The following is a 21525-nucleotide window of genomic DNA, read 5'->3' on the forward strand; positions in this document are numbered from 1 at the left end:
CAGGGCATTGGGGCTCTTGCGCAGAGTATCTAAGAGAGACGGTTTCGGCTGGAGGAACTGGGCATTCACGACCGATCCCTGTGGCGACTCCAGGCTCTTGTCGCAGAACGGCTCGCAGCCGGAATCAGCCTCGAAATTTCAAACTGACCCACTACCGAATGCCCAGCTTGCTGGTGTCTGTGGGGATTTTGTACGATGTTGTCGTGGCGGAGGGTTCACACCATGCGCTGGCTGGCTTTTCTTGCGGTCATCGGGATAGCGTCCGCGCCGTCGATGGCTGTTGCGCAGACGCAGCCCGACGGTGCCTGTATCCATGCGCCAACCATCCTGGACGCGAGCGATTTCCTGCTTGTTGAACCAGCGGTATTTCCGAATTTCTGGCGCGACCCTTTTGGCGATGACGCGGCGTATCTGAAAATCCGCTATGGCGGCCTCGCCTATGCCGAGGGTGCCGCGCTGCTGGCCGGTCTGGAAAAACGCAGCCATCCGCCGCTGCGGATTGGCGAACTCAGACTTGCCTATGCAACAACGCCTGAGCGGGCGGCGATGATTGCCGGCCTGCAGCCGCTGCGCAACGCGAAGTCGGTTGTGCCTCAGCTTGGCCAATCCGCCTTGCGTGCGCTCGTCACCGAGGACGGCGGCGACTGGCTGCTGGGCGAACTGGCGCGCTGGCGCGCTGCCGACGCCGACCAGTTCGACGCATCGAGGATTTCCGTGGGGCTTGCCCAGGTGCTGGCGGACCTTGACGATGAGGCCAAATCGCGCCTTGCCAAAAGAGCGRAAGATGCGGGCATCTGGCCCATGGCTCTGGAGATGCGGGCAGTCAAAGACGACCTCTCGGACTACGTCGCTTACCTCGACAGGCTTCCACCTGCGGTACGTCCCGACAAGAGTGGCCGCACAGGGTTTATCCGCAAAGCCCTGAACCTAGCCAATCTTCGCCCTTCCTTCGATATGTCCAGACAGCCAGCGGAGGTGCGGGCGCTCGACGGTCAAAACGATCTGGGCTCAGCCATCCGCTCGATCGGGCAGCTGATTGCCCATGTTCCTCAAACTGCGATCTTGCTGCCCCTCGTGAACCAGACCGGCAATTTGAGCCTCGGCACAGCGGTGGCTGGGGCGATCAACGCGCAGATTGCCGCAAAACATCTCGACCCGGTCAACTATCCCGATACGGTCACGGCAGCCATGCTCGACGGGATCGACTACGTTCTTGGCCGCCGCGACCGTGAGCACAATTTGAGCGACGCTCTGATCTCCGAAATACAGGGCGAAACGGCGGGGGAATTCATAGACAGGGCGTTAGCCCGGGTGATGTTGGCCTCCTTCATGCTCGACAATGGGGCCGAACCGCCACCTCGCCCGGGTCTGCTCGCAGCGACCTTCCCCTGGGAACAGTGGGTTGGATTGGCCGGCAAGCTGAAGACCGGCGAACCCATCGCGCCGGAAGATCGCATCGTTGCTGCCGATCTCATGATCGCAGCCGACCGTCCCGCGGATGCGTTGGCCTTGCTGAAAACGGCCGGCGATTGGAAGACGGCAGTGCGGCGCTCTCATCAGCTGGCGCTTAGGCTGGACCGCCGATGCGCCGACCTGCTGCGGCCGCCAATGCCGGTTTCGCTGCCGCTGTACCGGTTCGAGCCGCGTTAGGGCACCTTTGGGTCACGTTCCGATGACAGACGGGCGCGCCTTGGCCGGATGATTGCGTTAAATTTGCAACAAATGTTGCCGCAAACCGTATTTTAACCATATCAGGTTGAAATTTCGCCACCTTCTCCGTCTTGGTGGGGGTGAGATTGTGCGGACGGCAGCCCCAGCCGGATCCGACGGAGGTTGACATGAATTTTTCGAAGACCGGCCTGCTGGCCGTATCGCTGGCCGCTCTCATTGCGAGCGGCTGTTCGACCTCGCGCTTTTCATCAATGGACGATCAGCAGCCGGCGCCGCTGCAGCCTGCGCCCGCCGGCCAGGTCACCGGCAACCAGCTGCCGCCGCCGGCGACGCCCGGCGCCACCGACCCGTCGCAATTCCCGACCGCGCCGGCAAACACGCAGGTCGCCTCGCTGCCGCCGGATGGATCGGCGCCGGCCGGCGCCACCGACCTGACCGCGGCCAGCGTCGCCGGCGTCTGGAACGCCAGTGTCTCCGGACAGAACTGCAAGGTGGCGACGCCGCAGACCAAATTTGGCGCCGGCTTCCGTGCCGGGCCGCTGCATTGCCCAGCACCCATCGACGGCATCAAGTCGTGGAACGTCGCCGGCAAGCAGCTGACGCTCTATGACGAGAATGGCGGCGCGCTGGCGCGGCTCTATTCCTCGGGCGGCTCGAAATTCGACGGCCAGACTTCCAACGGCTTGCCGATTTCGCTTACAAGGTAGACCGACCCGCCTCTTTAATGACGTGACCGATGCATCTGCGTGACGGCCTCCAGACCCATGCGACCGTCAGGCAGCGCTACGATCATCTGATCGAGACCGGCGCGATCGAACGCGACCCGGCGCAGATGCGGATCGCCGCCGCGCTCGACCGGCTGACCGACGAGATTTCGGCCAAGCGGCTGGCGCACAAATCGAGTGCGCTGGGCTGGCTGTTCGCCCGCAAGCGCGAAACGCATGAGCCGGTCAAGGGCCTCTACATCCATGGCGGCGTCGGCCGCGGCAAGACCATGTTGATGGACATGTTCTTCGAGCTGCTGCCGGTGCGGCGCAAGCGCCGGGTGCATTTCAACGACTTCATGGCCGACGTGCAGGACCGCATCCAGAAGCACCGGGCGGCGCGCAAGAACGGCGACGTCAAGGAGGACGATCCGATCCCGCCGGTGGCGCGCGCCCTGGCCGAGCAGGCCTGGGTGCTGTGCTTCGACGAGTTTTCGGTCACCGACATCGCCGATGCGATGATCCTGTCCAGGCTGTTCTCGGCGTTGTTTGCCAATGGCGTGGTGCTGGTCGCCACCTCCAATGTCGCGCCGCAGGATCTCTATCGCGACGGGCTGAACCGCCAGCTGTTCTTGCCCTTCATCGGCATTCTCGAACGGCAGACGCATGTGCTGTCGCTGGATGCCGACAAGGATTACCGCCTGGAAAAACTGGCGCGTACGCCGGTCTATGTCACTCCCGACGATGCCGCCGCCGAGCGGACGCTCGACGACGCCTGGGAAGCGATGACGCATGGCGCGCCGACGGTCGAGACGACGCTGACGGTGAAGGGCCGGCACGTTGTGGTGCCACGCGCGGCCGGCGCGGCGGCGCGGTTTTCCTTCGCCGATCTGTGCGAAAAGCCGCTCGGCGCCCGCGATTTTCTGGCCATTGCCAACCGCTTCTCGACCATCTTCATCGACCATGTGCCGGTGCTCGGCGAAGGCCGGCGCAACGAGGCCAAACGCTTCATCCTGTTAATCGACACGCTCTACGACCATCACGTGCGGCTGGTGGTGAGTGCCGCGGCACAGCCACAGCTGCTCTACACCGCCAAGCGCGGCGTCGAGGTGTTCGAATTCGAGCGGACTGCGTCGAGATTGATCGAGATGCGGAGCCGCGACTGGCTGGAAGACTGGGCGGAGCGGCACAAGGCGAAGGCGACGGCCGAAGTGCAGCAGGCGCAGGCCTAGCCCACCACGCATTCGTCATCCTAGGGCGGAGTTGGGGAAGCTTTCGGCCAGTCTCTAAAGTTCATAAAAGTTCATACACATACATCACAAACTCCTCCGCCGGCCCATGCGGCTCCTTGCGCGTATCATAGAGCGCCCGCGCCGCAACATTATCGGGCTCGGTGCCAACCCATGCTTCCCCACAGCCATGCTCGCGGCCGAGTGCGAACATGGCGTCGAGCATTTTTCGGGCGATGCCCTGGCGCTGCAAGGTGGGCGAGACGCCGACCTCGTCTATGTAGAGTTCGCTGACCTTGTCCGGGTGGCGGTGGATGACGGCGGCGCATTGGCCGACGACGACACTTTCGGCCATGGCCACGATCATGAAGTGACCCGGCATGGCGAGATAGGCGGCCAGCCTGTCAGCCTGCACCGGTTCGTCGAACACATCTTCGGCGACTTGCATCAAAACGACGTCATCGCCCGGAAACAGCCTTCTGATTTCCACAGTCATGTGCAAAATCTCCCAAGTCAGCTTACAAACTTTGACGTTTACGTAAATCCCAATGTTTCTAACCGATTGAAATTATTCACTCGAAAATAATCGTTTGAATATTTTCTCCACCAAGGCTATTGGGTGCGGCGAAAATTCGCGGTTCCCCGCAGCATTCCGGCTCTTCTTCGACGCCGTTCGGCGCCGTCACCGACAAAGGGAAAACATCCTCACATGGCACGCAACAAGATAGCGCTCATCGGCTCTGGCATGATCGGCGGCACCCTCGCACACATGATCGGCCTCAAGGATCTCGGCGACGTGGTGCTGTTCGATATCGCCGAGGGCGTCCCGCAAGGCAAGGGTCTCGATATCGCGCAGTCGTCGCCGGTTGATGGTTTCGACTCCCGGCTGACCGGCGTCAACGACTATGCCGGCATCGAGGGTGCGGATGTCTGCATCGTCACCGCCGGCGTGCCGCGCAAGCCGGGCATGAGCCGCGACGATCTGCTCGGCATCAATCTGAAGGTCATGGAGCAGGTCGGCGCAGGCCTCAAGAAGTATGCGCCAAAGGCCTTCGTTATCTGCATCACCAACCCGCTCGACGCCATGGTCTGGGCGCTGCAGAAGTTCTCGGGCCTGCCGAAGAGCCATGTCGTCGGCATGGCCGGCGTGCTCGATAGTTCGCGCTTCCGCTATTTCCTGGCCGAGGAGTTCAAGGTCTCGGTCGAGGATGTCACCGCCTTCGTGCTCGGCGGCCACGGCGATTCCATGGTGCCGATGATCCGCTATTCGACGGTATCAGGCATTCCGCTGCCCGACCTGATCAAGATGGGCTGGACCTCGAAGGAAAAGCTCGACCAGATCGTGCAGCGCACCCGCGACGGCGGCGCCGAGATCGTCGGCCTGCTCAAGACCGGCTCGGCCTTCTATGCGCCGGCCGCCTCGGCGATTTCGATGGCCGAAGCCTACCTCAAGGACAAGAAGCGCGTGCTGCCCTGTGCGGCGCACCTCTCCGGCCAGTACGGCGTCAAAGGCACCTATGTCGGCGTTCCCGTTGTGATCGGCGCCGGCGGCGTCGAGCGCATCATCGAGATCGACCTCAACAAGGCGGAGCAGAAGATGTTCGATGCGTCGGTGGCGACGGTGCAGGGCCTGACCGAGGCCTGCGTCAAGATCGCTCCGCATCTCGCCAACAAGTGACGTCTCGCCGTCATCCCGCCAAGTGACATCCTAGCTGCCAAGATCCGGAGACATTCTCGATGAACATCCATGAGTATCAGGGCAAGGCGCTGCTGAAGAGCTTTGGCGCACCGGTTGCCGAAGGCGTGCCGGTGTTCAAGGCGAGCGAGGCGGAAGCCGCGGCCAAGGCGCTGCCCGGCCCGCTCTATGTGGTGAAGAGCCAGATCCATGCCGGCGGCCGCGGCAAGGGCAAGTTCAAGGAGCTTTCGCCCGATGCCAAGGGTGGCGTGCGGCTGGCCAAGTCGGTGGCCGAAGTGGCCGCCAACGCCAAGGAGATGCTCGGCAACACGCTGGTCACCAAGCAGACCGGCCCGGCCGGCAAGCAGGTCAACCGCCTCTACATCGAGGACGGCGCCGACATTGCGCGTGAGCTTTATCTGTCGATCCTGGTCGACCGCACGGTCGGCCGCATCGCCTTCGTCGTCTCGACCGAAGGCGGCATGGACATCGAGGGCGTCGCCCATGATACGCCGGAAAAGATCATCACCGTCGCCATCGACCCGGAAAAGGGCGTCACGGCGTCCGACCTGAAGGCGCTCAACGGCGCGCTGAAGCTCGACGGCAGTGCTGCCAAGGACGGCGATACGCTGTTCCCGATCCTCTACAAGGCCTTCGTCGAGAAGGACATGAGCCTGCTCGAGGTCAACCCGCTAATCGTCATGAAGGACGGGCGGCTGCGCGTGCTCGACGCCAAGGTGTCGTTCGACAACAACGCGCTGTTCCGCCACCCCGACGTGCTCGAACTGCGCGACACCACCGAAGAGGACGAGAAGGAGATCGAGGCGTCGAAATACGACCTCGCCTATGTCGCGCTCGACGGCAATATCGGCTGCATGGTCAATGGCGCAGGCCTTGCCATGGCGACGATGGACATCATCAAGCTCTACGGCGCCGAACCCGCCAACTTCCTCGATGTCGGCGGCGGCGCGTCCAAGGAAAAAGTGACGGCGGCGTTCAAGATCATCACCAAGGACCCGGCGGTCAAAGGCATATTGATCAACATTTTTGGCGGCATCATGAAGTGCGACATCATCGCCGAGGGCGTCATTGCCGCGGTCAAGGAAGTCGGGCTGCAGGTGCCGCTGGTGGTGCGCCTGGAAGGCACCAATGCCGAGCTCGGCAAGAAGATCATCAACGACAGCGGCCTGAACGTCGTTTCGGCCGACGACCTCGACGACGCAGCCAAGAAGATCGTGGCGGCGGTGAAGGGCTGAACCTGTGCCTCCGCGCAAGATAAACCTCGTCGAGGCGGCGGACGCGAAGATCAAGAAGGTCTTCGATCCGCATATCGCCGGTGACGTGAATGACAGCCAGGCGAAGGTCGCCAAGTTCGGCGAGATCTTCGACTGGCACGCGCATGAGCAAGAGGATGAAGCCTTCCTCGTGCTGCGCGGGCGCATCGCCATCGATTTCCGCGACGGTCCGGTCGAACTCGGCGAGGGCGACTTCATCGTCGTGCCGCGTGGCGTCGAGCATCGTCCGCGCTCACTCACGGCGGAGCCGGTGGTGCTGATGTTCGAGCCGGCGACGACGCTCAACACCGGCAATGCCAAGAGCGACCTTACCGTCGCCGATTTGAAGCGGCTCTGACCATGAACGCGGCCTCCTTCTCCTCGCTCTCGGCCGATCAGCAGCGCCTGCAGGCGCTGGTCGGCGCGTGGCATGGCGAAGAAGAGGTGGCGGCCACACAATGGACCGATGCCGGCACGGCGACCTCAGAAGTGCTGGCAGAGGCACAGTTCGGCGGCCTGTTCGTGGTGCAGCGCTATCGCCAGCGCCGCGACGGCACGATCTCGTTCGGGTCGCACAATGTGTTTGGCTTCGACCAGCAAAACGGCGTCGTCACCATGCATCAGTTCGATTCGATGGGCTTTGTCCCGGCGTCGCCGGCCACAGGCGTATGGAATGGCAGCGAACTGGTGCTGGTCCGCTCGTCGCCGCGCGGATCGGCCCGGGTGACTTATGTTTTCGATACAGACGACAGCTACCGCATGCGGCTGGAGTTCCAGCCGGCCGGTAGCAATGCCTGGCAAGACATGGTGAGCGGCGTTTACCGACGCGTTTCGCCTTCCTCGATCAACGGTTTGTAAAAAGGGCCATCATGTCCATTCTCATCGACAAGAACACCAAGGTGCTGGTGCAAGGCCTGACCGGCAAGACCGGCACGTTTCACACCGAGCAGGCGCTGGCATATCACGGCACCAAAATGGTCGGCGGCATCCATCCCAAAAAGGGCGGCGAGACCTGGACCGGCTCGAAGGGCGAAAGCCTGCCGATCTTCGCCACCGTGGCCGAAGGCAAGGAAAAGACCGGCGCCAATGCCTCGGTCGTCTATGTGCCGCCGGCGGGTGCTGCCGAAGCCATCCTGGAAGCCATCGAGGCCGAGATCCCGCTGATCATCTGCATCACCGAAGGCATTCCGGTGATGGACATGATCAAGGTCAAGGCACGGCTCGATCGCTCGACCTCGCGGCTGATCGGCCCCAACTGCCCCGGCGTCTTGACCCCCAACGAATGCAAGATCGGCATCATGCCCGGCAACATCTTCCGCAAGGGTTCGGTCGGCGTTGTTTCGCGCTCGGGAACGCTTACCTATGAGGCAGTCTTCCAGACCACCAATGTCGGCCTCGGCCAGACCACCGCCGTCGGCATTGGCGGCGACCCGGTCAAGGGCACGGAGTTCATCGACATGCTTGAGATGTTCCTCGCCGATGACGAGACCAAGTCGATCATCATGATCGGAGAGATCGGCGGCTCGGCCGAGGAAGACGCGGCGCAGTTCCTCAAGGACGAGGCCAAGCGCGGCCGCAAGAAGCCGATGGCCGGCTTCATCGCCGGACGCACGGCGCCGGCGGGACGCACGATGGGCCATGCCGGCGCGGTCATCTCCGGCGGCAAGGGCGGCGCCGAGGACAAGATCGCGGCGATGGAATCGGCCGGGATAAAAGTTTCGCCCTCGCCAGCGCGGTTGGGCACGACGTTGGTCGAGGCGATCAAGGGTTAAGGGAATAGGGGAGTAAGGGAGTAAGGGAGTAGGGGAGTAGGGAAAGAGATTAGCGGCCAAGAAGCCCTACTCCCCTACTGACCTACTCCCTTACTCCCTCCAACTAAGGAGACGGAGCGCGGCTCCGCTAAGTGACATGGCAAGACAAGATCAGGCCAACGACCAGTTTTCGCTCACCTCTTTCCTCTATGGCGGCAATGCCGACTATATCGAGGCACTGCACGCGGCCTATGAGGACGATCCGGAATCGGTCAATCCCGAATGGCAGGACTTCTTCGCGGCGCTGAAGGACGACGCCGGCGATGTGCGCAAGAACGCCAAGGGCGCCTCATGGGCCAGGCCCTCCTGGCCGCTGCAGGCCAATGGCGAACTGGTGTCGGCGCTCGACGGCAATTGGGGCGTCGTCGAGAAGCACCTGGAAAAGAAGGTCAAGGACAAGGCGGTCACCAACGGCATCGTGCTTTCCGACGCCGACGTGCACCAGGCGACGCGCGATTCGGTGCGCGCCATCATGATGATCCGCGCCTACCGCATGCGCGGCCATCTGCACGCCAATCTCGATCCACTCGGCATCGCCAAGCTCGAGGACTACAACGAGCTGTCGCCGGAGAATTACGGCTTTACATCAGCCGACTACGACCGGCCGATCTTCCTCGACAATGTGCTCGGGCTCGAATTCGGCACCATCCGGCAGATGCTCGACATCCTGACCCGCACCTATTGCTCGACGCTGGGCGTCGAGTTCATGCACATTTCCGATCCGGTCGAGAAGGCCTGGATCCAGGGCCGCATCGAGGGTGTCGACAAGGAGATCTCCTTCACCGCCACCGGCAAGAAGGCGATCCTGCAGAAGCTGGTCGAGGCCGAAGGGTTCGAGCAGTTCATCGACGTTAAGTACAAGGGCACCAAGCGCTTCGGCCTCGATGGCAGTGAGGCGCTGATCCCGGCGCTCGAGCAGATCATCAAGCGTGGCGGCCAACTCGGCATGAAGGAGATCGTGCTCGGCATGGCGCATCGCGGCCGGCTGAACGTGCTCTCCCAGGTGATGGCCAAGCCGCACCGCGCCATCTTCCACGAGTTCAAGGGTGGCTCGGCAGCTCCCGACGAGGTCGAAGGTTCGGGCGACGTCAAGTACCATCTAGGCGCCTCGTCGGACCGCGAGTTCGACGGCAACAAGGTGCACCTGTCGCTGACCGCCAATCCCTCGCATCTGGAAATCGTCGATCCGGTGGTGATGGGCAAGGCGCGCGCCAAGCAGGACTATCTGTTCGGCCGCAGCCGCGAGGAAATCGTGCCGCTGGAGGAGCGCGCCAAGGTGCTGCCGCTGCTGCTGCACGGCGACGCCGCCTTTGCCGGCCAGGGCGTGATTGCCGAGATCCTCGGCCTGTCGGGCCTGCGCGGTCATCGCGTTGCCGGCACGCTGCATGTCATCATCAACAACCAGATCGGCTTCACCACCAATCCGCGCTTCTCGCGCTCGTCGCCCTATCCGTCCGACGTCGCCAAGATGATCGAGGCGCCGATCTTCCACGTCAATGGCGACGATCCGGAAGCCGTGGTCCACGCCACCAAGGTGGCGATCGAATTCCGCATGAAGTTCCACAAGCCTGTTGTGGTCGACATGTTCTGCTACCGCCGCTTCGGCCACAATGAGGGCGACGAGCCGGCCTTCACCCAGCCGATCATGTATCGCAACATCCGTAGCCACAAGACGACGGTGCAGATCTATGCCGAGCGGCTGATCGCCGAGGGACACCTGACCCAGGCCGAGTTCGACAAGCTCAAGGCCGACTGGCGCCTGCATCTCGAGCAGGAATGGGAAGTCGGCCAGCACTACAAGCCGAACAAAGCCGACTGGCTGGACGGCGCCTGGTCGGGCCTGCGTACGGCCGACAACCAGGACGAACAAAGGCGCGGCAAGACCGCGGTGCCGGTCAAGACGCTGAAGGAAATCGGCAAGAAGCTGACCGAAGTGCCGAAGGAGTTCGAGGCGCACAAGACGATCATCCGCTTCCTCGAGAACCGCCGCCAGGCGATCGATTCGGGCGAAGGCATCGACTGGTCGACGGCCGAGGCGCTGGCCTTCGGCGCCATCCTGCTCGACGGCAATCCGATCCGGCTGTCCGGCCAGGATTCCGAGCGCGGCACGTTTTCGCAGCGCCATTCCGTGCTCTACGACCAGCGCGACGAGACCCGCTATATCCCGCTCAACAATCTGTCGGCGGCGCAGGCCGGCTACGAAGTCATCAACTCGATGCTTTCGGAAGAGGCGGTGCTCGGCTTCGAATATGGCTACAGCCTGGCCGAGCCGAAGGCGCTGACGTTGTGGGAAGCGCAGTTCGGCGACTTCGCCAATGGCGCCCAGGTGGTGTTCGACCAGTTCATCTCGTCCGGCGAGCGCAAGTGGCTCAGAATGTCGGGTCTCGTCTGCCTGTTGCCGCATGGCTATGAAGGCCAGGGTCCGGAGCATTCGTCGGCCCGTCTCGAGCGCTTCCTGCAGCTTTGCGCCGAAGACAACATGCAGGTGGCCAATGTCACCACGCCGGCTAACTACTTCCACATCTTGCGCCGGCAGTTGAAGCGCGACTTCCGCAAGCCGCTGATCCTGATGACGCCAAAATCACTGCTGCGCCACAAGCGGGCGGTGTCGACGCTGCCGGAAATTTCGGGCGAAAGCGCCTTCCACCGGCTGCTGTGGGACGACGCCCAACTACTGTCCGGCCAGGCGATCAAGCTGGTCAAGGATTCGAAGATCCGCCGTGTCGTGCTGTGTTCGGGCAAGGTCTATTACGACCTCTACGAGGAGCGCGAGAAGCGCGGCATCAACGACATCTATTTGCTGCGCGTCGAACAGCTCTATCCGTTCCCGGCCAAGGCGCTGATCACCGAACTGTCACGCTTCCGCAACGCGGAGATGGTGTGGTGCCAGGAGGAGCCCAAGAACATGGGCGCCTGGTCGTTCATCGATCCGTATCTCGAATGGGTGCTGGCGCATATCGACGCCAAGCATCAGCGGGTGCGCTACACCGGCCGGCCGGCGGCGGCGTCGCCGGCGACCGGATTGATGTCGAAGCATCTCGCCCAGCTCGCCGCCTTGCTCGAAGACGCGCTCGGCGAATAGAACAGAATTGGGCGAATAAAACAGAACCGAAAGAAACGGACAGGCACAATGGCTACCGAAATCCGCGTTCCCACTCTCGGCGAATCCGTCACCGAGGCGACCATCGGCAAATGGTTCAAGAAGGTGGGTGACGCCATTGCCGCCGACGAGCCGCTGGTCGAGCTCGAAACCGACAAGGTGACGGTGGAAGTGCCGGCCGCCGCCGCGGGAATGCTGAGCGAGATCGCCGCCAAGGAAGGCGACACGGTTGGCGTCGGCGCGCTGTTGGGCATGATCGCGGCTGGCGGCGACGCCGCTGCCCCGGCGACCAAGCCGCAAGCCGTATCGCAGGCCTCGTCACCGAACGCCGCCTCCACGGTCAAGCAGGCGGCGGCCGAAACCGCCAAGATCGCCGGCGATGCCGGCGCCATCGAGGCGCGCTCCATGCCGCCGGCGCCGGCGGCGGCGAAACTGATCGCCGAGAACAATCTGTCGGTCGACCAGCTCTCCGGCTCCGGCAAGCGCGGCCAGGTGCTGAAGGGCGATGTGCTGGACGCGATTTCCAAGGGCGCGCCGTCGCAACCGGCGGAGACGCCGAAGGCGGCGCCCGCACCAGCGCCGGTCGTTGCCCGTGCGCCGACCTCTGCCGACGATGCCTCGCGCGAAGAGCGCGTGCGGATGACCAAATTGCGCCAGACCATCGCGCGCCGGCTCAAGGAAGCGCAGTCGACCGCCGCCATGCTGACCACCTTCAACGATGTCGACATGTCAGCGGTGATGGCGCTGCGGACCAAGTACAAGGATGTGTTCGAGAAAAAGCACGGCGTGAAGCTTGGCTTCATGGGCTTCTTCACCAAGGCGGTGACGCACGCGCTGAAGGAAATCCCGGCCGTCAATGCCGAGATCGACGGCACCGACATCATCTACAAGAACTATGCCCACGTCGGCGTCGCCGTCGGCACCGAAAAGGGCCTCGTCGTGCCGGTGGTGCGCAATGCCGACCAGATGTCGATCGCCGAGATCGAGAAGGATATCGGCCGGCTGGGCATCGCCGCGCGCGACGGCAAACTGTCGGTGGCGGATATGCAAGGCGGCACGTTTACGATTTCCAACGGTGGCGTTTACGGGTCGCTGATGTCGACGCCGATCCTCAACGCGCCGCAGTCGGGCATTCTCGGCATGCACAAGATCCAGGACCGGCCGGTGGTGGTTGGCGGCCAGATCGTGATCCGGCCGATGATGTACCTGGCGCTGAGCTACGACCACCGCATCGTCGACGGCAAGGAAGCCGTGACCTTCCTGGTGCGGGTCAAGGAAAGCCTGGAGGATCCGGAACGGCTGGTGCTCGATCTGTAATGCGCTGCCCGGGCTGAGCCGAAGAAGGACTGCGCCGCCGCATGACGACCCGTTCCTTTCGCCTGTTCAGAAGTTTGTCGATCGCATCGGTCGCGGTCGGCATGGCGCTGGTCGCGGCGAATGCCCATGCCGCCTGCCCGCTGGCGCTCGCCGTCTATGGCGATGCCGAGAGCGAGGCCGGTATTGATTTCCGGCCGACGACGGATTCGGCAACCGTCACCAACAGCTTCAAGATGATGCTCGACAAGGATGTCGTCCTCGACGGCATCGTCATGTGGACGGATGGCGTGGCGCGGCCGCATGGCTCGCTGATGTACAAATGCCCGACCGGCGACGTCACCGGCGACGAGCTTGCCGCCTGCACGGTGTGGGAGGGCGTCGTCTACAGCGCCGATGACAAGGGCAACATCGCCTTGCTGCCGGCCGAAAAAGTGGATGCGCCGAGGAGCCTGATCTTTCCAGACCTCGGAGCGTCGCTGCAGATGTCGGCGGCCTATGGCGAGAACGGATTTTCGAAAGTGCCGTGGGATGTTTTTCTGCTGAAGGGTTGCCAGGAATGAGCGCGGCGAAAAAAGTGCTGCTGGTCACCGGCGGCAGCCGCGGCATCGGCGCGGCCATCTGCCGGCTCGGGGCCGCGGCCGGCTACCGCGTCGCGGTCAACTATGCGTCGAACCAGGCCGCCGCCGACGCGCTGGTCGCTGAAATAAAGGCCGCATGCGGCGAGGCTTTTGCCGTCAAGGGCGATGTCGGCGTCGAGGCCGATATCGTCGCCATGTTCGAAGCGGTGGACCGCGCCTTCGGCCGGCTCGACGCGCTCGTCAACAATGCCGGCATCGTCGACGTCAAGGCGCGCATCGATGAGATGAGTGCGGCACGGTTGGAGCGAATGATGCGCATCAACGTCATCGGCCCCTTTCTCTGCGCCCGCGAGGCGGTGAAACGCATGTCGACCCGCCATGGCGGCAAGGGCGGCGCCATCGTCAACCTCTCCTCGGTTGCTGCAATTCATGGCGCGGCGGGCGAATATGTCGACTATGCCGCGTCCAAGGGCGCGATCGACACCATGACCATCGGGCTGGCGCGCGAGGTGGCGACCGAAGGCGTGCGCGTCAATGCGGTCAGCCCCGGTATCACCGACACCGAGATCCATGCTTCAGGCGGCCAGCCGGACCGTGTGGCGCGGATGCGGGATGTGCTGCCGATGAAACGGGCCGGCACGGCGGATGAAGTTGCGCATGCGGTCCTCTATCTTCTATCCGACCAGGCGTCCTATACGACGGGCGCTATCTTGAATGTGAGCGGCGGCCGCTGAGCCATAAATCAAAGGGATCGAGCATGATGTTCTCCGAAAACCGCGTCACACTTTTCGGCATCATGCTCTAGGCAAGAAGGACATCATCATGGCTTATGACGTCGTTATCATCGGATCGGGGCCGGGCGGCTATGTCTGCGCCATCAAGGCAGCACAGCTCGGGCTGAAGACGGCAGTGGTCGAGAAGAATGCGACCTTCGGCGGCACATGCCTCAACATAGGCTGCATCCCGTCCAAGGCGCTGCTGCATGCTTCCGAGATGTTCGCCGAGGCAAGCCATTCCTTCGACACGCTCGGCGTCGAGGTGACGCCGAAGCTCAATCTGAAGAAGATGATGGCGCACAAGGATGCGACGGTAACGTCCAACGTCAACGGCGTCGCCTTCCTGTTCAAGAAGAACAAGATCGACAGCTTTCGCGGCACCGGCAAGGTGCTCGCGGCCGGCAAGGTGTCGGTCACCTCAGAGGACGGCAAGGTCGAGGAAATCGAGACCAAAAACATCGTCATCGCCACCGGTTCCGACGTGGCCGGCATTCCGGGTGTCAAGGTCGACATCGACGAGAAGGTGATCGTGTCGTCGACCGGCGCGCTGTCGCTGGACAAGGTTCCGGGCCATCTGGTGGTGGTCGGCGGCGGCGTCATCGGGCTCGAACTCGGCTCGGTGTGGGCGCGCCTCGGCGCCAAGGTCACCGTGGTCGAGTTTCTCGATACCATCCTCGGCGGCATGGACGGCGAAGTCTCCAAACAGTTCCAGCGCCTGCTGTCCAAGCAAGGTTTCGAGTTCAAGCTCGGCGCCAAGGTCACCGGCGTCGCCAAGGCCAAGAAGGGCGCGACCGTCACCTTCGAGCCTGTCAAAGGCGGAGCGGCTGAGACGATCGAGGCCGACACGGTGCTGATCGCGACGGGACGCCGCGCCTTTTCCGACAGCCTTGGGCTGAAGGAGGCCGGCGTTGAAGTCGACGAGCGCGGCCGGGTCAAGACCGACGGCCATCTCAGGACCAATGTGCCGGGCATCTACGCCATCGGCGACGTTATCGCCGGGCCGATGCTGGCCCACAAGGCTGAGGATGAGGGCGTGGCGGTGGCCGAGACCATTGCCGGCCAGGCCGGTCATGTCAACTACGACGTGATCCCAAGCGTCGTCTACACCAGCCCGGAGATCGCTTCGGTCGGCAAGACCGAGGAGGAATTGAAGAAGGCCGGCATCGACTACAAGGTCGGCAAATTCCCGTTCACCGCCAATGGCCGGGCGCGCGCCATGCTGCACACGGATGGGTTCGTCAAAATCCTCGCCGACAAGGCGAGCGACCGCGTACTCGGCGTCCACATCGTCGGCTTCGGCGCCGGCGAGATGATCCACGAGGCGGCGGTGCTGATGGAGTTCGGCGGCTCGTCGGAAGATCTCGCCCGCACCTGCCACGCGCATCCCACGACGTCGGAAGCGGTGAAGGAAGCGGCGCTGGCCACCTTCTTCAAGCCGATCCACATTTAAGGCCTTTCATAAACTCTACTCCCGGCGGCCATCTGGCGCGGTTTTCTCCGCTTCCGGTGCTCACGGACCCAAATGTCCGCTGCGCTCGTCGCCTGCGGCGACCCCGAAAACCACACCAGCTGACTCACCGGAGCGAGTTTCTGGAAAGGCCTTTCAGGCGCTAAAACAAAACGGCCCGCTTTGCAGCGGGCCGTTCTCGTTTGCAATCAGTGGCCTGATCAGTTGGCCGGTGCGGGCGCTGGCGCTGGAGCTGGAGCCGGTGCAGGAGCCGGCGCTGGCTCAGGAGCCGGTGCGGGCGCTGGGGCTGGTGCGGGAGCAGGCGCCGGTTCGGCGGGCTTCATCGGCTCGGCGGGCGCAGGGGCGGGCGCCGGTGTGCTGGCTGCCGGCGGTTCAGCTGGCGCCGGATGTTCGCCACTTCTGCCGAAAACATAGTAAGCGACAATCGCCAGGATAATGACAACCAGGGCAATCAGCCATGCGCTGCCGCCACCCGACTTGGGAGCGTCGTTTGGATTCGCCATAAAAAGTCCTCCTCCGTGGATGAAAGATATCAATCAATAGCCATCAACGCGCAATCGTTGAATGGGTTTCACGCTAGGGTTGGAAAACGCCAAAAACACGGCAATCCGCCCCCCTCTCTGCCATGCGACTCAGTTGACAACGCTTACAGTATAGCCGGCTTTGTGGAAATCCTCGACTGGGGCCTATTCCATCCCGATTCATCGCGATGGGGCTTTTTTGAGCATAATCTTTTCCGAAAACCGGTACCCACTTCTTGCTAACGCGGACCTTCGGTTCGGGATCAGGCTCCAGGCCTTGAGATGGCTGGCGACGTTTCGCCACGCAGCGCGGCGCGACTGCCGCTGCTATTCTGCTTTTAGAGGATGGCCGCGATGAAGCCGCTTTCACAGATTTTTCCCAATCCCGAAGACGTTCTTTCCGGCGCGCAATTCGCCGACCGCTACGTGCTGGTCGCAAACGGCCTGTCGTTGAGCGCAATAGCCGCAACCGAACGCGTCATGGGGCGAACGCCGCGATGGGTCGGCACGCTGTTGGCGCTGCGCAATCTCGCCGTCCGGCCATTTCGCCTGAAGACAGGCGCGGATGCCGCGTCAGCGCCCGAAGACAAGGTCGGGATATTTCCGCTCATCAGCCGGTCCCCAGGCAAGGTCGTCCTCGGTCTCGACGACCGGCATCTCGACTTTCGCGTTCTGGTCGAGGTCAGGGAGCTTGGCAGCGGCCGCCAGGAAGTCGCCGCGTCGACGATCGTCAAGACACACAATCTGTTCGGCCGGGTGTATCTCGCGATCGTCAAACCCTTTCACCGGATTATCGTGCCGGCGATGCTGGCTCAGGTCCTGGCCAAGTAAGCGTCGGACCCAACAACGGGAACCTAAAGGCCGGCCGGGGTAACCGTGTATCCGGCCTTGCGGAAACCCTCGATCAGGCCTTCAGGACCGGGAAGATGCAGGGCGCCGACCGCCATGAAGGCGTTGCCTTTGGCAAGGATCGGCCCGGCGTGATCGACCATCACCTTGTTACGGCTGGTGATCATGGTTTCCTCAAACGCGGCGTAGCCGGCCTGGTCATCGTCGCCGCCGGGAATCACGGCGCGAAACATCGGCCAGAACATGCCGGTCTCGCCGCGCTGGTAGAGCACGATCATGGTCTCGTTGACGTCATTGACCTTGTCGCCGAGTTTCAGCGTGTCGACGAGCCCCTTCATGTGAAAGGCGAGCGGCAGCGAGGCCATGGCGCGCAGCTGGCTGACAGCTGTTTCCAGGCCTTCGACCGACTTTCCGGAAGCCGTTGCACCTTCCGCCAGCTTGACGTCGAGCACCGGTGCCCCGCCCGACTGGCGGGCGAGTTCGCAGGCCGGCAGGGCCAGCATCGCCGACAACAACCAGGGCTTCATCTTGGCCACCGTCAGCGGCGGGATACCGCGCGCGTCGAGCGCGCTGTTCATCGCCGCCGCATCGTCCGGCGACAGCAGCGACGACAGCGTCGTGTTGTCGGTGAACATCATCAGGCCCGGCTCTTCGAGCATCGCCGCCATCATCTTTTGCTTGTCGAGAACGTCGGTGGTTTCGATGACGATGGTGCCGGCGGCGTCATAGGCCGTCTGCGCCGCGGGCGGCAGCACGGTCACGCGCGGATCGGTCATGTGCATGGTGCCGAACAGCCAGGATGGCTTTTCGCCCGGCTTTTCCAGCTTCCACAACAGGCCTTTGCCGTTCAGCGTGGCAGCAGCTTCCGCTTCAACCTTTTGGTAGGCGGCGGGATCGCTTTTCTGCAAAGCAGACAGCATGTCGGCGCCGCTGCAGGTCGGGATTTCGGCATGCGCCTTGCCGGCCGCGATGAGGGCGATGATGAGGAAAGACAGGAAAAACAGGACGTTGAGCGCGACAAGCAGCTTCAGCGACACAAGTGCCGCCCGGTCGGCGATGGCGATGACGCGTTTCATGACCCGGTTCTAGGGACAAAAAGCGGCAAAACGGTTAATTGATGGGGGGAAATTGTCCTGACCGGTTCTGTTGCAGAGACTCTGAAGATGATCTGCGCTCATAGGTGGCGCGCACGTTGGTGGTTGGCGGAAGCGCCCATCTCTTCGTCATCCACGGGCGGAGCAAGGAGCGTAGCGACGCAGCGCAGACCCGAGGATCCATGCCGCGACTTAGGAGCGTTGTGGCGGTGCAATACCGGCTCTGGTGAGCGCCACCGTCATTCTGAACCGCTGTGCGCGTGTGGACCGTCACGGCATGGATCCTAGGGTTTCCGCGACGTCGCTTCGCGACTGCTTCACCCTAGGATGACGAAGCTGAGAGGCTTCGCCCAAATCCCGCTACGCAGCGCACTGCCAGCGATCACGCTCTTGGGTGAGCGGACTCGTAAATCTCGAGCAGCCTTGCCGTGTCGACGCCGGTGTAGATCTGCGTCGTCGACAGGCTGGCATGGCCCAAAAGTTCCTGGATGGTGCGCAAATCGCCGCCGCGTCCCAGCAGATGCGTGGCGAAGGAGTGGCGCAGCGCATGCGGCGTCGCGGTGTCGGGCAGGTTGAGCGCCGAGCGCAACTTGGCCATGTCGCGCTGGACGATGGCCGGGTTCAGCGGGCCGCCGCGGGCGCCGCGAAACAACAGGCCTTTCGGGTCGAGATGAAAGGGGCACAGCCGCCGGTATTCGGCGATCGCCCGCAGCGCCACCGGCAGCACCGGCACCAGCCGCGTCTTGCCGCCCTTGCCGGTGATGCGCAGCACCGTGTCGCTCTCCAAAGCGAGATCGGCGCCCGACAGGCCGAGCGCTTCGGAAATGCGCAGGCCCGAGCCATAGAGCAGCGTCAGCACGGCCGCGTTGCGGGCGGCGATCCACGGTTCTTCGGCCAGTTGGCCTTCCACCGAGACGATATGTTTGGCATCGCTTGCCGTCAGCGGCTTGGGCAGCGATTTCGGCTGGCGCGGCGCGCGCAGCGCCGCCGCACCCGCTGCATTGGCGAGGCCGCGCCGCTCGAGAAAGCGCAGCAGCGAGCGGATACCGGCCAGGCCGCGGCCAAGCGTGCGGGCGCCGGCGCCGGCGTTACGGCGGGCGGCGAGAAAGCCGCGCAGATCGGCCGGACGCAGGTTGGCGATTTCGGCAATGCCGGGTGAGCCGCCGCAATGGCCGGTGAGGAAATGCAGGAACTGGCGCGTGTCGCGCTCATAGGCCTCGACGGTTTCCGGCGACAGCCGGCGTTCGCGTGCCAGCATCTTCAGCCAGCTTTCGCGCGCTGCCTGAAGGTCAGGCTTGGCCGGGATGAGGAATTCCTGCATGGCGCTGTTCCAGTTCCCTGCCATTGTCGGGCAGTCGGGTTAGGAAGCAGTGAAGAGCTGCGTCATTGAAATGACGCCGAGGCGGCGGTAGAGCAAGGCAAAGGAATGTTTGCCATGACCAAGCCCCAGAACCCCGTGCAGATGGCCGTGATCGGCGCCGCCCACGGCATCAAGGGTGAATTGCGGGTGAAGACCTTTACCGGCGAGCCATTGGCGCTGGCCGATTACGGGCCGCTCTACGCCAGGGACGGCCGTGCCTTCCAGATCATCGATATAAGGCCGGCCAACACCGTCGTCGTCGTGCGCTTCAAGGGCATCAGCGACCGCAACGCCGCCGAGGCACTGGCCGGCACGGAACTGTTCGTCGACCGCTCGATGCTGCCGGACGATGGCGAGGAGGACGAGTTCTATCATGCCGACCTCGTCGGGCTGGAAGTCCGCGACGACACCAATGCCGCCATTGGCAAGGTCGTCGCCGTGCACAATTTCGGCGGCGGCGACATTCTGGACGTGACGCTGGCGGGCCGCAAAGGCGTGCTGATCCCGTTCACCCAGGCCGCCGTTCCCGAGGTATCGATTGCCGATGCCTTCATCCGCATCGATCTGGCGGCGGCGGGGCTGGTCGAGGACGAGGATGGCGATGGGCCGCGCGAGGAGGATTTCGACGCCAAGGGCAGGCCGCGCGGACCGAGGGATGCCGGGGGCAACCGGTGAGTTTTTCCGCCTCGGTGCTGACGCTTTATCCCGAGATGTTTCCGGGCGGGCTCGGCCTGTCGCTGGCCGGCCGCGCGCTGGCATCCGGCACGTGGTCGCTGCAGGCGATCCAGATCCGCGACTTCGCCACCGACCGCCATCACACCGTCGATGATACGCCGGCCGGCGGCGGCGCCGGCATGGTGATGCGCGCCGATGTGCTGGCGAGAGCCATCGACCACGCGTCGCCAACAGGTGATCCGCGCCCGCGCCTTTTGATGAGCCCACGCGGAAAACCGCTGACGCAGGCCCGCGTGCGCGAACTGGCCGCCGGACCGGGTGCTGTCATCGTCTGCGGCCGCTTCGAAGGCGTCGACCAGCGATTGATCGAAGCGCGCGGACTGGAAGAGGTCTCCGTCGGCGACTTCATCCTCTCCGGCGGCGAGCCGGCGGCCCTGGTGCTGCTCGATGCCGTGGTGCGGCTGTTGCCGGGCGTGATGGGCAATGCGGTGTCGGGCGAGGAAGAGAGCTTTGAGAACGGCCTGCTCGAACATCCACACTACACACGGCCGCAGGAGTTCGAAGGTCGTCCGATTCCGGAAGTGCTGATCTCCGGCAACCATGCAAAAATCGCGAAGTGGCGGCGCAGCGAATCCGAGAAATTGACAGGCGAGCGAAGGCCGGATTTGTTGGCGGCCCTGCCGCGAAAGTGAATCGCCCGCGCGCTACGACCCATCACCAATCAGGAGCAAGCATGGCGTTTATCCTCGGCATCGTTGTTTTCGCGGGCATATTCGGCTTTCTGGACCGATATATTGCCTGGTCGACGGGCGGCTCGGATCAAGCCCGATGATCGCCGGTCACTTTGGACTTGCCGCCGCCGTCAAGGCGCGCCGCCCAGCCGTGCCGCTCTATGCGCTGATGCTGGCGACGGCCTGGCTGGATATCGTGTTCGTGCCGCTGCTGCTCGCCGGTGTCGAGGGCCTGAGCAAGGCGCCCGACGCGACCGACGCCGGATACGGCGCCGCCTTCATCCATGCCTGGTACACGCACTCGCTGCTTGGGGCGCTGGCGCTCTCGGCGCTGTTCGGCGCGTTTTTTGCGCCGCGATATGGACGCCCGGTGGCGGTCGTGGTCGGCGCGGTGGCGTTTTCGCACTGGCTGCTCGATCTGGTCGTGCATCGGCCCGATCTGCCGCTGTTGCCCGCAAACGCGCTCGACCTGCCTTTGCTCGGCTTCGGCCTGTGGCGTTACCCCGTGGCTTCGGCAGGTCTGGAATTGCTGATCGTGATCGCAGGCTTTGCCCTCTACTGGCAGGGCGCTGTTGCCGCCAACCGGCGCGCCGCCAAATCCGTCGGGCTGGCGCACGCAATCGGTGGTGCGGCCTTTGCCGCCGGCCTTGTCGTGCTTGCGGTCGACTTCTTCTCGGCCGGCTGAAGCCCGG

At 63.6% G+C, this 21525-nt stretch carries 20 protein-coding genes; 17 read left to right on the forward strand and 3 right to left on the reverse strand.

Translation table 11 applies throughout. From position 1 onward, the window contains the following. Nucleotides 1-222 precede the first annotated feature (222 nt). The 3 genes from AC1DXN_RS12820 to zapE all read left to right on the forward strand — a co-directional run bounded on the left by AC1DXN_RS12820 (nt 223) and on the right by zapE (nt 3607). A complete protein-coding gene (locus AC1DXN_RS12820) occupies nt 223-1650 on the forward strand; it encodes a hypothetical protein (RefSeq protein WP_477421562.1) in 1428 nt (475 codons plus the stop codon). 188 nt (nt 1651-1838) lie between these two features. After that, entirely contained in the window at nt 1839-2378 is a 540-nt protein-coding gene (locus AC1DXN_RS12825; protein ID WP_477270298.1) for an AprI/Inh family metalloprotease inhibitor, read from the forward strand. A 29-nt stretch (nt 2379-2407) separates the two neighbouring features. Next, complete coding sequence (zapE, locus tag AC1DXN_RS12830; RefSeq protein WP_477270300.1) at nt 2408-3607, forward strand: cell division protein ZapE; 1200 nt, start codon at nt 2408-2410, stop codon at nt 3605-3607. Nucleotides 3608-3668: 61 nt separating this feature from the next. Here the strand turns inward: zapE and AC1DXN_RS12835 are convergent, their stop codons facing one another. Beyond that, nucleotides 3669-4100: a GNAT family N-acetyltransferase gene (locus AC1DXN_RS12835; RefSeq protein ID WP_477270302.1), complete on the reverse strand. Its 432-nt coding sequence runs from the start codon at nt 4098-4100 to the stop codon at nt 3669-3671. A gap of 213 nt (nt 4101-4313) precedes the next feature. Here AC1DXN_RS12835 and mdh point away from each other — a divergent pair, with 213 nt between their 5' ends. The 11 genes from mdh to AC1DXN_RS12890 all read left to right on the forward strand — a co-directional run bounded on the left by mdh (nt 4314) and on the right by AC1DXN_RS12890 (nt 16955). After that, nucleotides 4314-5282, forward strand: coding sequence for a malate dehydrogenase (gene mdh / locus AC1DXN_RS12840; protein WP_477249490.1), 969 nt, complete (start codon nt 4314-4316; stop codon nt 5280-5282). A gap of 59 nt (nt 5283-5341) precedes the next feature. After that, nucleotides 5342-6535, forward strand: a complete 1194-nt coding sequence (gene sucC, locus AC1DXN_RS12845) for an ADP-forming succinate--CoA ligase subunit beta (protein WP_477270304.1) — start codon at nt 5342-5344, stop codon at nt 6533-6535. Nucleotides 6536-6539: 4 nt separating this feature from the next. Next, nucleotides 6540-6911 (forward strand): cupin domain-containing protein, encoded by a 372-nt coding sequence (locus AC1DXN_RS12850; RefSeq protein WP_477270306.1) that lies wholly within the window; start codon nt 6540-6542, stop codon nt 6909-6911. A gap of 2 nt (nt 6912-6913) precedes the next feature. Beyond that, nucleotides 6914-7411, forward strand: coding sequence for a DUF1579 family protein (locus AC1DXN_RS12855; protein WP_477270308.1), 498 nt, complete (start codon nt 6914-6916; stop codon nt 7409-7411). Nucleotides 7412-7422: 11 nt separating this feature from the next. Next, complete coding sequence (sucD, locus tag AC1DXN_RS12860) at nt 7423-8325, forward strand: succinate--CoA ligase subunit alpha (RefSeq protein ID WP_477249484.1); 903 nt, start codon at nt 7423-7425, stop codon at nt 8323-8325. Between the two features lie 136 nt (nt 8326-8461). After that, a complete protein-coding gene (locus AC1DXN_RS12865; protein WP_477249482.1) occupies nt 8462-11446 on the forward strand; it encodes a 2-oxoglutarate dehydrogenase E1 component in 2985 nt (994 codons plus the stop codon). Nucleotides 11447-11494: 48 nt separating this feature from the next. Then, a complete protein-coding gene (gene odhB / locus AC1DXN_RS12870) occupies nt 11495-12781 on the forward strand; it encodes a 2-oxoglutarate dehydrogenase complex dihydrolipoyllysine-residue succinyltransferase (RefSeq protein ID WP_477270310.1) in 1287 nt (428 codons plus the stop codon). Between the two features lie 41 nt (nt 12782-12822). After that, on the forward strand, nt 12823-13341 hold the full coding sequence (locus tag AC1DXN_RS12875) for a hypothetical protein (protein ID WP_477270312.1): 519 nt from the start codon (nt 12823-12825) through the stop codon (nt 13339-13341). Next, on the forward strand, nt 13338-14093 hold the full coding sequence (locus AC1DXN_RS12880; RefSeq protein WP_477270314.1) for an SDR family oxidoreductase: 756 nt from the start codon (nt 13338-13340) through the stop codon (nt 14091-14093). Before AC1DXN_RS12875 ends, AC1DXN_RS12880 begins: the two co-directional genes overlap by 4 nt. Nucleotides 14094-14181: 88 nt before the next feature. Next, nucleotides 14182-15585 (forward strand): dihydrolipoyl dehydrogenase, encoded by a 1404-nt coding sequence (gene lpdA, locus AC1DXN_RS12885; RefSeq protein ID WP_477270316.1) that lies wholly within the window; start codon nt 14182-14184, stop codon nt 15583-15585. Between the two features lie 893 nt (nt 15586-16478). Beyond that, nucleotides 16479-16955: a DUF2867 domain-containing protein gene (locus tag AC1DXN_RS12890; RefSeq protein WP_477270318.1), complete on the forward strand. Its 477-nt coding sequence runs from the start codon at nt 16479-16481 to the stop codon at nt 16953-16955. A gap of 23 nt (nt 16956-16978) precedes the next feature. Here the strand turns inward: AC1DXN_RS12890 and AC1DXN_RS12895 are convergent, their stop codons facing one another. Then, nucleotides 16979-18049 carry a TraB/GumN family protein gene (locus AC1DXN_RS12895; RefSeq protein ID WP_477270320.1) on the reverse strand — a complete coding sequence of 357 codons (1071 nt, stop codon included), beginning with the start codon at nt 18047-18049 and terminating at the stop codon, nt 16979-16981. 400 nt (nt 18050-18449) lie between these two features. Next, nucleotides 18450-19388, reverse strand: a complete 939-nt coding sequence (locus AC1DXN_RS12900; protein WP_477270322.1) for a tyrosine recombinase XerC — start codon at nt 19386-19388, stop codon at nt 18450-18452. 114 nt (nt 19389-19502) lie between these two features. On the opposite strand from AC1DXN_RS12900, the gene rimM reads away from it, so the two are divergent. From rimM to AC1DXN_RS12915, 3 genes are all read left to right on the forward strand, one after another. Then, a complete protein-coding gene (rimM, locus tag AC1DXN_RS12905; protein ID WP_477270324.1) occupies nt 19503-20102 on the forward strand; it encodes a ribosome maturation factor RimM in 600 nt (199 codons plus the stop codon). After that, a complete protein-coding gene (gene trmD, locus AC1DXN_RS12910; RefSeq protein WP_477270326.1) occupies nt 20099-20794 on the forward strand; it encodes a tRNA (guanosine(37)-N1)-methyltransferase TrmD in 696 nt (231 codons plus the stop codon). Before rimM ends, trmD begins: the two co-directional genes overlap by 4 nt. A 136-nt stretch (nt 20795-20930) precedes the next feature. Further along, nucleotides 20931-21518 (forward strand): hypothetical protein, encoded by a 588-nt coding sequence (locus tag AC1DXN_RS12915; RefSeq protein ID WP_477270328.1) that lies wholly within the window; start codon nt 20931-20933, stop codon nt 21516-21518. Nucleotides 21519-21525: the final 7 nt, after the last annotated feature.

It is taken from the genome of Mesorhizobium sp. P2_H9 (genome assembly GCF_056403215.1).